Here is a 15,770-nt window from a genome sequence, read left to right as displayed (position 1 = left end):
CATGCAACGCGACACTTTTGGCAGCCTGGATAACAAGACCGTGATCGTCAACCTGGATGGCACGGCGCCCGCGCAGAGCGCATTGACCGACTTTGAACAGCCGCCGCGCTATGAAGAACTGGAATCGCACTATGTGTATTCGGCACGAAAGGAGGCCATCCAAACCTTCAGCATCAGCCCCAATCCCTTGGTGGCCGCAGCGGCAGATCTGCTTTCCGATGTGGTCAGGCTCAAGCAACGCAAACGCTGCAAGGACCTCATCAAGCTCAATAAACGCCTGAACAACGACATCAAGGCGTTCGAGCGCCGGACCCGATTGGCCGGGGTGGAACACTACGAAGTTCAGACCGCCCGGTACCTGCTATGCACCGTGGTTGACGAAGCGGTCCTGACCACCGAGTGGGGCAAGCACAGTGACTGGCCGCATCGCAGCCTGCTCAGCCACTTCCATAACGAGACCTCTGGCGGTGAGAAATTCTTCCTGCTGGTGGAGCGGGTGATCAAGAACCCGGCCCGGCACCTGCACATGCTTGAGCTGATGTACCTGTGCCTGTCGTTGGGGTTCAAGGGCAAGTACGCGATGGATACAACGGGCGGGAGCGTGGAGCTGGAAGAAATCCGCGACGACCTCTATCGGCACATTCGTCAATTGCGTGGCGACACCCCGCACGAGCTATCGCCGCAATGGCAGGGCCTGCTTCGAGAGCATCGAACACACACACGGTTGGTGCCGTGGTGGTTGGTAGCACTGTTCACTGTGATCAGCCTCGCCACGCTCTACGCCGGCTTTGCCTGGGTGCTGAAAGAGCAACGGGGAGCCGTGCTTGAGCCTTTCCAGTTGCCTGCGCCAACGGCGATTGAACCGACGAACAGCGTGCTGCCTAAGGAGGTTGCGAATGCGCCCTCCAATCGCTGATTCGGCTGCTGTGCCTGAACACAGAAGACCTCTGAAATGCCTGCGCCTGGGCATCCTTGCCATTGCCCTGCTCAGCCTGAATGCCTGCAGTTGGGTCGCCCTCGCCGCCAAGGAAGGTGCCGTCTCAGCCACCGGCCGCTACGGCCTGGACAGCTTCACCTTCGAGGGCACGCTGCCGGCGGAATTCGGTATGGACATCATGCCCTCGTATGACCCGGTCGATCCCGAGAGCAGCGTCTGTCAGCGCCAGGACCTGTATGGCGAATGGAGCCCTCGCTACTACGGCACCAGCGACAACATACCCATTCAGGCGCAACCGCAAACCTTTACCCATAAGGTGCCGCTGACCTACAGCGTTGGCCTGTGCAAGATGCGGCTGACGGCCCTGGATTTGAATATCAACGCTCGCCATGGCCAACAAAAGTGGCAACAGACCTACGCCAATGGTGGCTTCAGGATTTTCAAACAACTGCCGGCAGGCGCGCCTGGATTCGACGAAAAGGGCATTCGCTCCGTGAACGCGCAATGTAGCTGGCTGTTTCAGGAAAGCAAACTCTACCTTCAGCTATCGAAGCTCCTCACCTGTGAAGCCTCCGGCACCCATCTGCAATACGACCAGTTGGCCAGCAAGACGGTGAAGTTGGCTATCGAAGTCAGTTCGGAAGAACGACCTACGATGCGCAACAGATGGATCAAATCAGAAGCAGGTTGGAAACCCTGCCTCGGCACAGAAAAGTCTGATCGCTGCCAGCAACCACCGATCTTCAAAACCTTCCAAATGAACGGCCAGACCTGCACGGTCTATCCCGGCTGCGTGGAGTAATCACGGATGACTACAAAACTCAAGGAAACCTGCCCGAAACGCGGCTCGTGGTGCAGCTTTCGCCTGGTGGACGAACAGGGTGAAGCATCACCCTATGCTGGCCTTGATTACACCCTGCATGACCGCATGGGCATGGCCTACTCGGGAACGCTCGACAGTGAGGGTTACGCGCGCCTGGAGAACTTCTATTTCGGACCTTTGATACTCGATTTATCGACGCCCTATAAATCCGGTGAAAAATGGTATGAAGATTTAGTCGAACGTGAGCATTTCCCACTTCCTTTGACTGCCCTTCAGGTCGCCGCCGAGCAATCCCCCACTGGCCCGCGCAAAAACGACCGCACCTACCTGGCACGGCAACGCGCTGAAAAGGAGCAGGCCGCTTTTCTACAAGTGGAAGTGCGTGACTTTACCAAGCCCGGCGAAGCAGCCCACCTGCCGGAGGCCGATACCGCATTGGTTCCGCGGCCCTCGCCCTATCTCAAGGAGGCCTGCACCCACTCCAACACCCAGCCGGGCATCGCCTTGATGGCGAACAAGCACAATGTGCTGGAGGTCAAGGCTCTGCGTGCATTGAGCCCGCTGTTTTCACGCGATAAAGCCTTTTGCGCCTTGAACGCCTATCACCTGTCAATGATGGCCGTGCTCAGCTATGCATCGTTTCACCGGGAGCGCAAGCCCGAGGAAGCGCCGACGCCACCGCCCTACAGCGTGCCGGGCTGCATCGGCAGCGTTCTGCAGAGCCAGCTCGGGCATATGATCCCGCCGACCCAGTTCAAGCAAAGCGGTCCGTTCCATCTGCTGAGTGAAGAGGTGCCCTACTCCAAACGTCTGGAGGTAATGCCTTACGACCCAGAGCGTTATGCCAAGGAAGCCAAGGCCGACTGGAAGCACCCTGAACAGGTTCACTTTCTCCATCACAAGAAGACCGAAACCCAGGCCTTTATCACCCACAACGATAAGGTAGTGCTGATTTCGGTGCGCGGCAGCCAGGAGCTCGCCGACTTTCTGCGCGACGCGGATGCCCGACAGGTGCCCCATGCCGACGGTCAGGGAAAGATCCATCGAGGCTTTCATAATGCCTTTCTAGTCGCCCGGGCATTTGTAGAGCGATACATGGAAGCCTTTTATACGGGCAACCAAACCATTCTCGTCTGCGGGCATAGCTTGGGCGGCGCTATTGCTCTGCTTCTGGCCGAGTGGCTGCAACGCTTACCCAACAGTCCAGATATCCAGCTCTACACCTACGGATCCCCGCGCACCGGCAACCGGACCTTCGTCAAGGCTGCCCAGTCCCTGCCCCATCACCGACTGGTCAACCACAACGACCCGATTCCTGCCGTACCGGCCACCTGGATGGACGCCGAATGGAGAATGGCGCTGCCCGGCAGTGTCATCCTGATCGCCGGCATCGGCAACCCTTTGGTCGGGGCGCTCCTGCTGCTGGGTGGCCTGCTCAACCTGCGTGGCGATCCCTACCAGCACCATGGCGAACAGCGGCACTTCATGCCACGCAAAGCCGGCCTGACCGCCGCCTCATCAGTGCTCTGGCAACCCGGCTGTGCGGCCATCGAAGAACTGACCTGTGCGAAGTTCGCCGGCGCCATCGAGCTCAAAGGCGATATGCCCGCCCGCCAGTCCTTCGGCAAACAAATGCTGTCGATGGGCGAACACTTCAATGACCCCGGCTACGCCAATGCGGCATTGGCCACCGTGCTGCGCTGGTACGCCAGTGTTTCCCAGCGCGATGGCGCCCTGTTCACCGATTCAGAACGCAAACAGTTGGGCTTGCAAATCGACCTCGTTCAGACCGAGGTCGAGCAAGTCCCGGCGCTGACCTACACCCAGTTCCGCCACAACCTCAGACAGCGCACCGACCCCCGCTTTGATCGGTTGACCGAGCTGCAACTGCGCAGCCTGTTTCAGGACGGCCAGCAGCAACTGAACGCCTTGCGCACCCAGCAGCGCCAGGAGCTGAGCCGGGCGCAAAAACGCCTGAAAGCGCAAAGCGAGCGAACACTCGGTTGGCAGGATGTGTTTGGCGATGTCGCCGATAGCCCAGCCCTGCAGCAGTTGCTCAAGGCCTGGCTCACGCTGGACGCCAACCAGGCGGCAGCTGGCCTGGCCAAGGTCACCCCCAAAAAAAACGAACGGGCCTACGCCTGATTTCTGCCTCAGAGAGCCTCTTCGATGAAAAAGCTATTCACCTCACTGACCCGCCTCTTGGCCCAGACGTGGCTATGGAGCCTGCTCGTGGTTATCACTCTGGCCTTGCTGATCTGGTTCGCTGGCCCCTTGTTGGCGGTGGCTGATCACCGTTTCTGGGAAAGCGCCACGTCCCGGTTGCTGACCATCTGCGGGCTGTTGCTCGCCTGGGGCCTGTTTCTTGTCGCCAGTGATCGGCGCAAAGCCGCCGGTTCGGTAAACAACGACCAGGATCCCCTGCCGCCCTCACGGCGTGCTGTCGACAAGGAACAGGCCACACTGCGTCGCCTGTTCAAAAGCGCCGTGCAGACCCTGCAACGATCCGGGTTTTACAGCGGCCATAGTGCACGGTGGCGCAAAGAGTTGAAGTACTTACGCCTGGGTAGCCTTGCCATTGCCCTGTTCGGCCTGAACGCCTGCAGTTGGGTCGCCGTAGCCGCCAAGGAAGGCGCAGTCGCGGCCACCGGCCGCTACGGCCTGGACAGCTTCACTTTCGAGGGCACGCTGCCGGCGGAGTTCGGCATGGACATCATGCCCTCCTATGACCCGGTGGATCCCGAGAGCAGCGTCTGTCAGCGACAAAACCTGTATGGCGAATGGAGCCCGCGCTACTACGGCACCAGCGACAACATACCCATTCAGGCGCAACCGCAGAGCTTTAAGCACAAGGTTCCGCTGACCTACAGCGTTGGCTTGTGCAGGATGCAATTGACCTCCGTAGACCTGGATATCAATGGGCGCCATGGCCCTCAGCGTTGGCAACAGACCTACGCCAATGGTGGTTTCAGGATCTTCAAACAACTGCCGGCAGACGCACCTGGGTTCGACAAAGATGGCGTGCGCGCCGTGACCGCTGAATGCAGCTGGCTATTTCAGCAAAGCCAGGCCAAGTCACGCTTTGGCGAGCTTGAAAAGCTCCTCACTTGTGAGGCCACGGGAACCCATCTGCAATACGACCAGTTGGCCGGCAAGACAGTGAAGTTGGCCATTGAGGTCAATCCGGTGGAGGAACCCTACTACGACAACACCTGGATCAAGTTTCCGAATGGCTGGAAACCCTGCCTTCCCAAAGAGGGTGGATGGATCAAGTGCCAAGAACCTCCCATTTTCAAAACCTTTCAAATGAACGGGCAGACCTGCACGGTCTATCCCGGCTGCACGGAGTAATCACGGATGACTTTTAAACTCAAAGAAACCTGCCCTAAACGTGGCCTCTGGTGCAGCTTTCGCCTGGTTGACGAACATGGCGATGCGACACCTTATGCAGGCCTTGATTACACCCTGCATGACCGCTGGGGGATGTCTTACTCGGGCGTGCTTGATCATGAGGGGTATGGCTATCTGGAAAACTTCTACTACGGACCACTGATACTTGATCTTTCAATGCCTTATCGAGGAACTGTTGACCCTTGGTATGAAGTCATCCAGCAACGTAAAGCGTTCAAACTTCCCCTGACCGCCCTCCAGGTCGCCGCCGAACAATCCTCCAGCGGCCCACGCATCAATGGCCGCACCTACAAGGCACGCGAACGCGCCGAACAGGAGCAGGTTGCCTTTTTCCAAGTCGAAGTCCGCGACTTTGCCAAACCCGGAGAAGCTGCCCACCTGCCGGAGGCCGATATCACCTTGGATCCGCGCCCTTCGCCCTTTCTCAAGGAAGCTTGCACCCACTCCAACACCCAGCCCGGCATCGCCTTGATGGTCAACAAGCACAATGTGCTGGAAGTCAAAGCCCTGCGCGCATTAAGTCCGCTGTTTTCCCGTGACAAAGCCTTCTGTGCCCTGAACGCCTATCACCTGTCGATGATGGCCGTGCTCAGCTACGCCCCGTTTCACCGGGAACGCAAGCCTGACGAAGCGCCAACACCACCTCCCTACACCGTGCCGGGCTGCATTGGCAGCGTCCTGCAAAGCCAGCTCGGCCACCTGATCCCGCCGACCCAGTTCAAGCAAAGCGGTCCGTTCCATCTACTGAGTGAAGAGGTGCCTTACTCCAAGCGTCTGGAGATCATGCCTTACGACCCGGAACGCTACGCCAAGGAAGCCAAGGCCAATTGGAAGTACCCCGAGGAGGTTCATTTTCTCCATCACAAGAAGACTGAAACCCAGGCCTTTATTACCCACAACGATAAGGTGGTGTTGATTTCGGTACGTGGCAGTCAGGAGTTTGCTGATTTCCTGCGCGATGCGGATGCCCGACAAGTGCCCCATGCAGATGGTCAGGGAAAGATCCATCGCGGCTTTCATGATGCCTTTTTGGTCACCCGGAAGTTTGTAGATCAATACATGAAAGCGTTCTACCGCAATGGACAAACCATCATCGTCAGCGGCCACAGCCTCGGCGGCGCCATTGCCCTGCTGCTGGCCGAATGGCTACAACGCGAATACTCCGACGATATCCAGCTCTACACCTACGGTTCCCCACGCACCGGCAACCGGACCTTCGTCCAGGCCGCTCAGTCCCTGCCCCATCACCGCCTGGTCAACCACAACGACCCAATCCCGTCGGTACCGGCCACCTGGATGGACGCCGAATGGAAAATGGCGCTACCCGGCAGTGCCATGCTCATCGCCAGTATCGGCAACCCAATGATCGGTACCGTCCTGCTACTAGGGGGCCTGCTCAATCTACGTGGCGATCCCTACCAGCACCATGGCGAACAGCGGCACTTCATGCCACGCAAAGCCGGCCAAAGCGCCGCCTCGTCGGTGCTCTGGCAACCCGGCTGCGCGGCCATCGAAGAGCTGACCTGCGCGAAGTTCGCCGGCGCCATCGAGCTCAAAGGCGACATGCCCGCGCGCCAGTCCTTCGCCACGCAAGTGCTGTCGATGGGCGAACACTTCAATGACCCCGGCTATGCCAATGCCGCATTGGCCACCTTGCTGCGCTGGTACGCCAGCGTCTCCCGGGAGAAAGAAACGGGCGCGCTGTTCACCGACAGGGAGCGTAAGCAATTGGGCTTGCAGATCGAGTCCATTCAGGCCGAGGTCGAGCAGGTCCCGGCACTGACCTACACCCAGTTCCGCCACAACCTGCGAGGGCGAACCGACCTACGGTTCGATCGCCTGACCGAGCTGCAACTGCGCACGCTGTTCCAGGACGGCCAGCAGCAACTGAACGCCTTGCGCACCCAGCAGCGCCAGGAGCTGAGCCGGGCGCAAAAACGCCTGAAAGCGCAAAGCGAGCGAACACTCGGTTGGCAGGATGTGTTTGGCGATGTCGCCGATAGCCCAGCCCTGCAGCAGTTGCTCAAGGCCTGGCTCACGCTGGACGCCAACCAGGCGGCAGCTGGCCTGGCCAAGGTCACCCCCAAAAAAAACGAACGGGCCTACGCCTGATTTCTGCCTCAGAGAGCCTCTTCGATGAAAAAGCTATTCACCTCACTGACCCGCCTCTTGGCCCAGACGTGGCTATGGAGCCTGCTCGTGGTTATCACTCTGGCCTTGCTGATCTGGTTCGCTGGCCCCTTGTTGGCGGTGGCTGATCACCGTTTCTGGGAAAGCGCCACGTCCCGGTTGCTGACCATCTGCGGGCTGTTGCTCGCCTGGGGCCTGTTTCTTGTCGCCAGTGATCGGCGCAAAGCCGCCGGTTCGGTAAACAACGACCAGGATCCCCTGCCGCCCTCACGGCGTGCTGTCGACAAGGAACAGGCCACACTGCGTCGCCTGTTCAAAAGCGCCGTGCAGACGCTGCAACGATCCGGGTTGTACAGCGGCCATAGCGCACGCTGGCGCAAAGATTTGCCCTGGTACCTGATGATAGGCCCCGAAGGCGCAGGCAAGACCAGCCTGCTCGACCACTCCGGCGTCAAGTTCCCGCTCAACCAGCTGGACGGCCAGCAGAACAGCCCGCCGCCGGCGACCCAACAGTGTGACTGGTACTTCGCCGAACAAGGCGTGCTGCTTGATACCAGCGGCCGTTACCTGGCCGCACAGGAACCTGCGGACACCGAGGGGTGGCGTACCTTGCTGAAATTGTTGCGCCGTCGTCGGCGCAGCCGCCCTATCAATGGGGTGCTGGTCAATATTCCGATCAGCCTACTGCTGGACAGCAACCCCGAGCCGCTGAGACTCTTGGCCGGACAGGTCCGCAGCCGGCTACTGGACATCCATCAGCGCCTGCATAGCCGGCTGCCGGTGTACCTGGTACTCACCAAGGCCGATAATGTTCAAGGCTTCGATGCCTTTTTCAGTCAGCTCTCGCGAGAAGAAAGCCAACAGGTGTTGGGGATCAGCTTCAAGGAGGACCAGCAAGGCACCGACCCAGCGGTCCTGCATGAAACCTTCGAAGACCTGCTCCGGCGCTTGAACAGCCAGGTTGTGATGCGCCTGCAGCAGGAACGCAGCATCGAATCCAGGGGCCGCATTCTGGACTTCCCACACCGGCTCGGCCTGATCGGCACCCACCTGGCGCTGCTGGTTGAAACCGCCTTTGCCGGAAACCGCTATGAGCCTGCCAGCCAGTTACGCGGCGTCTACCTGGCCAGCGTTCCGCACTGGGACAGTGCCACCCCCAGCAGTGCCGCTGACCCGGAGGAGCTGGAAGCGCCGGTAGTAGCGCCACGTACGCTGCGCACAATGCGTGGTGCCCCGCGCTTTGTGCATCATCTGCTTACCCGCGTGGTATTTCCTGAAGCCGGATTGGCGGGGTTGGACGCACGGGAATCACGCCGCCTGCACTGGGGGCAACGGGCGTTGTACGCCGGCGCACTGGGTTGCCTGGCGTTGTTCGGGCTGCTGTGGATTGGTGGCTTCACGCAGAATCACCAACGCTTCGAACAGTTGCGCACCCTGGGCCAACAGTTCGGTCAGCAACTGGCGGCGATCACCCCCCAGGATGATGCACTGGGGGTCTTGCCCGAGCTGGAAACCAGTTACCGCGCCACACAGGTATTCCCGCCCCAGTCGGCACTGGCACTGCACGAGCGTACTGGCCTGTACCAAGGCGAGCCTGCCACCGCCGTTCTGCAGAAACGCTACCAGCATGAGCTGGACAGGCAATTGCTGCCGCGCGTTGCGCGTCAGTTGGAGGGGCAAATCCGCGCCAACCTGGGCAACCGGCAAGCACTGCTCGACAACCTGCGCACCTACCTGATGCTGGGCCGCCCGGAACACCGTGATAACGACACCCTCAAAGACTGGGTAGCCACGGACTGGGACCGGCGCTACGCGGGCAATGTGGCCGCGCAGGCAAGTATGAACGAACACTTCTCCCGCCTGCTGCAACAACCCTTCCAGTATCCACTCAACGACAGCCTGGTCACCCAGGCCCGCCAGGCGCTGCGCAAGGAGCCGCTGGCCCAGTTGGTCTACCGCAGCTTGCGCGAGCAGTCGCGCAACCTGCCGCCGTATCGTCTGGACGAACATCTTGGGCCGCAGGGGCTGGCGTTGACCGGAACCCATACGGTGATCCCAGGCCTGTACACACAGCAGGGCTATCAGCAGTACTTCCTGGTGCGCGGTGCAACGCTTGTACACGAGTTCCTGCGCGACAACTGGGTGATGGGCGAAAGCAGCAGCCTCAACCCCATCCAACTGCGCGACCTGCTGGCCGAACTGGAGCAACTGTACTTTCGCGACTACGGCGAGCACTGGGATCAGGCCTTGGCCAAGGTTGCGCTGCAACCGCTCAACAGCCTCGCCCAGGGGGCCGACCAGGCCGCCGCACTGATTGCCTCCAATTCGCCTCTGGTGCAGTTGTTGACGCAACTACGCGATAACACACGTTTCCCGACCGTCGGCGAAGCCGTAGCAGATGTAGCCGACGCCGCAGGCCAGATCGCGGACGTGGCAGGTCCTGTAGGCGGCCTCACGAAAGCGGTCGCCCAGAAAGCCACCACCACCCTGGCGGATAAACGTCCAATAACAGCCAAGGCCGCCCTGCAGCGGCGCTTCGAACCGCTCCATCGGCTGTTGGACGACAATGGCGGTACTGGCCCAGAACTGGCTCCAGCCATGGCCGCCCTCACCGACCTGCACCAACAATTGCTGGCGGTCAGCCAAGGCAACCAGCCCGATTACGCGGCCTTCGAACTGGCCAAATCCCGCCTCGGCGGCCAACGCAGTGCCCTGGATAGCGTACGCGCAGCGGCGGCCCGCTTACCCGCACCGATCACCCATTGGCTTCGCGGCATGAGCGACGACAACTGGCAACTGGTGCTGGGCGATGCCTACCACTACCTCAACAAGCGTTATCAGGGCGAGCTCTACAGCGTCTATACAACCGCGCTGCATGAGCGATATCCGTTCCATGCCCATAGTGCCAGCGATGTTGCGATCGCCGACTTCCGGGAGTTCTTCAAAGCCCAAGGCACTGTCGACAGTTTCTTCGATACCTACCTGAAACCCTTCGTCACCTTTGACGGTAACCAGTATCGCCTGCGCAGTGTCGAGGGCCGCAGCCTTCCGGTGTCCCGCGGCATCCTGCAGCAGATGAGCAACGTGCAACAGATCCGTCGTGGTTTCTTTGCCGAAAATGCCTCGGAACCCTTGATCAAATTCAGCCTGGAACCCTACTCGCTCGACGCCAACCTGAGTCGCGCCGACTTCCGCTTTGGTGACAAGCAGCTGGAATATCGGCATGGCCCCATCACGTCAGCCAACTTTCAGTGGCCCAACGAAGCGAGCGATGGCCTCACCAGCCTGCTGGTTGAAGATCTCAGCGGGCACCGCACGGGTATTCAGAAGAACACGGGGCAATGGTCATTGTTTCGGCTGTTCGACCTGATGGAAACCGAGGCGCATCGCGGGCGTGATGTGCTGATGCTGAAAGCCGATGTGGGTGGGCTGCGCGCCAACTACCTGCTGTTGAGCCAGCGTTCGCCCAACCCTTTCGACCTGACGGCAGTGCGCAACTTCCGTCTGCCGGCGGCGTTGTAATGATCGGGTCCTGGAGCAGTGCCGCCCACACTGACCCGGGCAAGGTGCGGGCGCGCAATGAGGATGCCTTTCTCAACTGCTCCGAGCGCGGGCTCTGGGCCGTTGCCGATGGCATGGGAGGCCACCAAGCCGGCGACCTTGCCAGCCGCCTGGTAGTCGACAGCCTGCTGGCCCTGCCGGCAGCGGGTGATTACGAGGAACGCCTGGCGCAGCTGCGCCAGTGCCTGCACTGGCTCAATCGTCGGCTCAATCAGGAGCTGACGGTGACGCCGCAGCGCCGGGACACCACCATGGGCAGCACGGTAGTGGCCCTGCTGATGCAGGACAACCGGCTGGCCTGTGTGTGGGCCGGCGACAGCCGCTGCTACCTCTGGCGCGACAATCGCCTCTACCAGCTTTCACGCGATCACTCCCTGCTGGAACACCTGGTGGCGCAGCAGCACATGAGCCTCGAACAGGCCTGCCTGCACCCCTCTGCCCAGGCGTTGACCCAGGCCATCGGCGCCAAAGCGCAGCTGGAACTGGACGTGCTGGAGCTCTCCCCCCGACCGGGTGATGTCTTCCTGTTGTGCAGCGATGGGTTGTATCAGGAACTCAGCAGCGAAACGGTCGGCCAGGCACTCAGCCTTGCCACGCCGCAGGCAGCCGTGAAGCAGCTGGTCGAATCCGCGCTACGCGGCCCGGCGCACGACAATCTGACGGCCGTGGTGGTGCGGCTATGAGCGACCTATACAGCGACATCATCACCGGCCTGCCGCCAGGGAAAAACGCCTCGCAGCCGACCTACTTCGCCTTCGCCGCACAACCTGATGTGGCCACTACCGCGACACCACTGGAACCCTTGCCGGAGCGGTTGAACGATCGCTATCGCCTGGAACGCCTGCTCGGCGTGGGGGGCATGAGCGCGGTTTACTGCGCCCACGACGCACTGCGTGCCCAGTTTGGTGACCCTCAGCCCTATGTGGCCATCAAGGTCATGAACGACAACCATGCGGCGTGCCCGGATGCCAATGCGTTGTTGTTCAGTGAATTTGCGCTGACCCAGCACCTGCACCATCCCCATGTGATCCGGCTTTACGACTATGCCGTCGATGGGCCATCGCAACGGGGTTTCATCAGCATGGAATGGCTGCAGGGTGCGCCCCTCGACCGGGTGATTGCCGAGTGCCCACAGGGGGTGTCCTGGGACCTACTGCAGCCGCTTGCGTTGGCCATGCTCGACGCCGTGGTGCACACCCACATCCACGGCGTGGTGCATGGCGATTTGAAGCCCAGCAACCTGATGCTGGGGGACAACGGTTTACGCCTGTTCGACTTCGGTTTGGCCGAATCGAATGACGCCCGCTTGCTCGGCCTGCCGCGATTGCAACGTGAGCGCATTGCCGCCTGGACACCCGGATACGCCGCACTGGAGCTGCTTGAGGGTGGCGAAATCAGCCAAGCCTCCGACCTCTACGCCCTCGCCTGTGTGCTGCACGAACTGGCCGGTGGCCAACATCCCTATCACCACCACAGCGCCAAGCAGGCCAAGACGCAGCGGCTGGACCGTACGTTGGTGTGCCCGCCACATCTGCCCCGTGCCTGCTGGCCGGCGCTGCAGGTCGCATTGAAGATCAACCCGGTCGCCCGGCGCATTTCAGCGCAGGAGCTACGCGCCGCCTTCAGTGAGGCGAATCGCCCACGCTGGTCAAGGTGGCTGCGCCCATGGCATGCCCCGCCGAACCGGATCTAGCGGAGGAGATGCACACGGAGCAATGCCACTGCCAAGAACTGATACGGCAGTGGCGATTCAAGGACAGAACAACAATTTGAAGGAGCTCATTGCCGATGAGCAGCGACAACTCAAAGAATTTGACGCCATCAGGTGTCTGCAGCCCCACACAGCCGAATAGCTTCCCCCCACACGTGCCGCTTGTACAACGGCAGTTTGATTGCGAGGATCGAGGGCCTCGAAAACCTGACAAAAACAAGCACATTGGCCACATCTACGAGTGGAGTAACGGGGAACGATTGGACCCGAACATAGATTGTCATCTCACGATCGGGGGAGAGACGACAATCCACAAACTTGCGAATGGTAAAGATCTTTTTTGCGAAGCTCCACCCGGCGAATATAAAGCTGAGTTGCTTCCGAATTTCGATGAGCAAAAGCTCACCACAGCCCGACAGGAACTCAAAGAAGCGCTTGACGCGATCATTAAACACGAGGAGGCCGAGACAGCTGCGCTACAGAAAATTCAAGACCAGCAGAGTGCGTTCAGCAATGCTCTTGATCTAACCGGCAGCGCCGTGAGTGGATTCTTTTTAAGTGGCGTTGGACTGATCAAAGACACCAAAGCGTGGTCAGACCTTATCAACCCGTTCAATCATTTTGCAAACGCTGCAATTTCTGCTTGGAATGCAAAAAGTAGCAATGGAAAATCTTGGGTCGAATCGTTCGCCAATAACTACTCAGAAGCACAGAAAAACGATCTCGTGAAGGCCCTCGGCTTTGATCCTTCAAAAATAAAACCTGAAGATCTTGCGCAAGCCTTTGAGATCGCTTGCTTCGTTTATGAAGACGCACCAAGCCAAGAGCTACTTAAAAATTTTTCGATTACCTACGTAAAAGTTCAGCACCGAAGGGAATGGGCGAAGGTTGCCGGAGCTGCAGTATTCGAGATCGTATTGGCTGCATTGTTGATTTTATTCACCGGAGGTGTCGGTCTTGCCGCTAGAGCGGCGGGATCTATTTCTACCAAGCTCCTGGGGCTTTTGAAAAAGCTTGGTGAAGTACTGAAAAAGCTGGGCGCCTGGCTAAGGTCCTACAGGATCAAATCAAATGGTACTGTGCGAGGCATATCGGGCAACGAGGCGGCTCCGGTTATCATTCCGCGGCCATCCCCAATCGTAATAAATGATATTCGAACACCATCATCCCCTCTTCAACAGGCAAGCGAAAGCACAACCAGCAACTCAACTAAGCCCGAATGGTTACGTCGAATTGATGCCGGAAACGAATTCAACAAAATTCAATCCGCTAACTATCCACACAACGAGGTTTACATCAACAAACCAGAAAGTAAAAAATACTATCGCCTAGACTCTTACAACCCAACAAGCGGAGAAATCATTTCCAGAAAGCATACGCAATTTTCAGATATCACAGAGCAGACAGGCAAAGACTATATTAGGGAAGCGGCAAATAAATACCCAGCGGGTTCCACAATAGCAAACGTTCCATCAAGTGGCGCACTGGCTGGACAAAAGCTTCAGGGCAGCTTAATATTAGAAGTTCCACCACAAGCAAAACCCGTCCCGCAGTCCATTCTGAAACTCGCAGACGATTCCGGAATACTAATTAGGGACACCAAAGGGGTTATTTACTAATGGAACACGAAATTTATTATTGCAAATCATGGTTTCGCTTAAAAAAAACCGCCATCGGAATCATGGATGAAGATACAGCAAAAGAAAAGCATATAGCGGGTGAGCCCTACGTCGCACTAATAGGATCCACTAGTACACCTTACAGTTTTATTGAAGTCATTCCTGACAAAGGGCTGATAGGTGTGGGGTTCCTCGACCAACAACAGCGAGAATATTTAACATATCAATTCCATAAAAAAACTGACAATCAGATATTTTTGAGCATGGCCATACATAGAGAATTTGAAACCGACACTGAAAAAGTAACGAATGGAACATGTTATCTCTTCAATGAAAACGGAAACGTCCTAGTTAGAAAAGAGACATTCACCCCTCACTCCATTGAGGAGATGACATCTACATTTGAACCAAGAAATAATTTTGAAAAATACCCATCATTTGGCGACTACTCTCGGCTTATAGTTGCCGACAGATAGGTACGTCTCAAATTCAGTGCAGCCAAGATCCAAGCTCGTACAGCTTGGCCTTAGCTGCATGGCTTATGTATACACTGCCTAATTTAATTATTTCTGTACCGACGCAAACTGCCGACAGCGGTAATAGCCAAACAAGATCACCAATGTCGGTGGGCTGCGCGCCAACTACCTACTGCTGAGCCTGCGTTCGCCCAACCCTTTCGACCTGACGGCAGTGCGTAACTTCCGTCTGCCGGCGGCATTGTAATGATCGGTACCTGGAGCAGTGCCGCCCACACTGACCCGGGCAAGGTGCGGGCGCGCAATGAGGACGCCTTTCTCAACTGCCCGAGCGCGGGCTCTGGGCCGTTGCCGATGCAAGGGCGGCCACCAAACCGGCGACCTCGCCAGCCGCCTGGTGGTCGACAGCCTGCTGGCCCTACCGGCAGCGACTGATTACGTGGAACGCCTGGCGCAACTGCGCCAGTACCTGCACTGGCTCAATCGTCGGCTCCATCAGGAACTGACGGTGACGCCACAACGCCGGGACGCCACCATGGGCAGCACGGTAGTGGCCCTGCTGATGCAGGACAACCGGCTGGCCTGTGTGTGGACCGGCGACAGCCGCTGCAATCAGCGACCTCTCATGGCACCACCACCAAGACAGCGGAAGAATGCAACTAATAGACAAAATCACTCATGACAAAACTGGCCACATTGGCGGCGACGCTATGAAAAATGGGAAATAACCATGTTCAAAATAAATAATTATAGTGATGAACAACTAGCTTTTGTCATTACCTGCTTGTTTCACGAATCAATCAACATGACTGAATTCCAAGAATGGTGCGTAAAAATATGCGAATCAGAGAGTGCACCAAGCTTTATTTATGACCTAATGACATTTGACGGAGCACTTTTTAAAATATTCAGAACTATTGGCTACACCCCCCATTGGGAGCACACAAAAAACGACGAGTACGCACTGTACGGCATTGCAGTGCTGCGCGGAATTCAGCCGTACGACATGCCAATAACTCCCACTGAAGCCTTAAACAAATTAGAAATATCCCCAGAAATCAAAAAACTTTTTACTGAGGTTTTTGACTTTATTAAACTTTAA

General features: G+C 58.1%; 12 protein-coding genes and 2 pseudogenes. All 14 read left to right on the top strand.

Going from position 1 to position 15,770, the window contains the following annotated elements:
* The first annotated feature begins 1 nt into the window (after position 1).
* The 14 genes and pseudogenes from icmH (at position 2) to CLM72_RS10955 (ending at position 15,770) form a co-directional block, all read left to right on the top strand.
* A complete protein-coding gene (gene icmH / locus CLM72_RS11010; RefSeq protein WP_105226438.1) occupies positions 2-916 on the top strand; it encodes a type IVB secretion system protein IcmH/DotU in 915 nt (304 codons plus the stop codon).
* Complete coding sequence (locus CLM72_RS11005) at positions 897-1,739, top strand: hypothetical protein (protein WP_105226437.1); 843 nt, start codon at positions 897-899, stop codon at positions 1,737-1,739. The genes icmH and CLM72_RS11005 overlap by 20 nt, the downstream gene beginning before the upstream one ends.
* A 6-nt stretch (positions 1,740-1,745) precedes the next feature.
* A complete protein-coding gene (locus CLM72_RS11000; RefSeq protein WP_256595368.1) occupies positions 1,746-3,905 on the top strand; it encodes an alpha/beta hydrolase fold domain-containing protein in 2,160 nt (719 codons plus the stop codon).
* Positions 3,906-3,929: 24 nt separating this feature from the next.
* Complete coding sequence (locus CLM72_RS10995) at positions 3,930-5,111, top strand: hypothetical protein (RefSeq protein WP_105226436.1); 1,182 nt, start codon at positions 3,930-3,932, stop codon at positions 5,109-5,111.
* A gap of 6 nt (positions 5,112-5,117) precedes the next feature.
* Positions 5,118-7,283 carry an alpha/beta hydrolase fold domain-containing protein gene (locus CLM72_RS10990; protein ID WP_256595367.1) on the top strand — a complete coding sequence of 722 codons (2,166 nt, stop codon included), beginning with the start codon at positions 5,118-5,120 and terminating at the stop codon, positions 7,281-7,283.
* Between the two features lie 24 nt (positions 7,284-7,307).
* A complete protein-coding gene (tssM, locus tag CLM72_RS10985) occupies positions 7,308-10,823 on the top strand; it encodes a type VI secretion system membrane subunit TssM (protein WP_105226435.1) in 3,516 nt (1,171 codons plus the stop codon).
* On the top strand, positions 10,823-11,545 hold the full coding sequence (locus CLM72_RS10980; RefSeq protein ID WP_105226434.1) for a PP2C family serine/threonine-protein phosphatase: 723 nt from the start codon (positions 10,823-10,825) through the stop codon (positions 11,543-11,545). Before tssM ends, CLM72_RS10980 begins: the two co-directional genes overlap by 1 nt.
* The gene (locus tag CLM72_RS10975; protein WP_105226433.1) at positions 11,542-12,555 is read left to right on the top strand and encodes a serine/threonine-protein kinase; all 1,014 of its coding nucleotides are present in this window, start codon (positions 11,542-11,544) and stop codon (positions 12,553-12,555) included. Before CLM72_RS10980 ends, CLM72_RS10975 begins: the two co-directional genes overlap by 4 nt.
* Positions 12,556-12,650: 95 nt before the next feature.
* Complete coding sequence (locus CLM72_RS29065; protein WP_177430931.1) at positions 12,651-14,192, top strand: hypothetical protein; 1,542 nt, start codon at positions 12,651-12,653, stop codon at positions 14,190-14,192.
* The gene (locus CLM72_RS10965) at positions 14,192-14,668 is read left to right on the top strand and encodes a lytic transglycosylase (protein ID WP_105226432.1); all 477 of its coding nucleotides are present in this window, start codon (positions 14,192-14,194) and stop codon (positions 14,666-14,668) included. Before CLM72_RS29065 ends, CLM72_RS10965 begins: the two co-directional genes overlap by 1 nt.
* Before the next feature lie 142 nt (positions 14,669-14,810).
* Positions 14,811-14,915, top strand: a pseudogene (locus CLM72_RS29570) (hypothetical protein); the annotation flags it as partial.
* Positions 14,915-15,278 (top strand): annotated as a pseudogene (locus CLM72_RS29225) (PP2C family serine/threonine-protein phosphatase); the annotation flags it as partial. The pseudogenes CLM72_RS29570 and CLM72_RS29225, both read left to right, overlap by 1 nt.
* Before the next feature lie 43 nt (positions 15,279-15,321).
* The gene (locus CLM72_RS29565) at positions 15,322-15,396 is read left to right on the top strand and encodes a hypothetical protein (RefSeq protein WP_105229118.1); all 75 of its coding nucleotides are present in this window, start codon (positions 15,322-15,324) and stop codon (positions 15,394-15,396) included.
* Positions 15,397-15,398: 2 nt separating this feature from the next.
* On the top strand, positions 15,399-15,770 hold the full coding sequence (locus CLM72_RS10955; protein ID WP_105226431.1) for a hypothetical protein: 372 nt from the start codon (positions 15,399-15,401) through the stop codon (positions 15,768-15,770).

Origin of the sequence: Pseudomonas sp. MYb193, from assembly GCF_002966775.1 — a bacterium.
In the GTDB taxonomy this organism is placed as follows: Bacteria; Pseudomonadota; Gammaproteobacteria; order Pseudomonadales; family Pseudomonadaceae; genus Aquipseudomonas; species Aquipseudomonas paracarnis.
The sequence above is the reverse complement of the archived record's forward strand: the minus strand, read 5'-3'. Positions and strand labels throughout refer to the sequence as shown.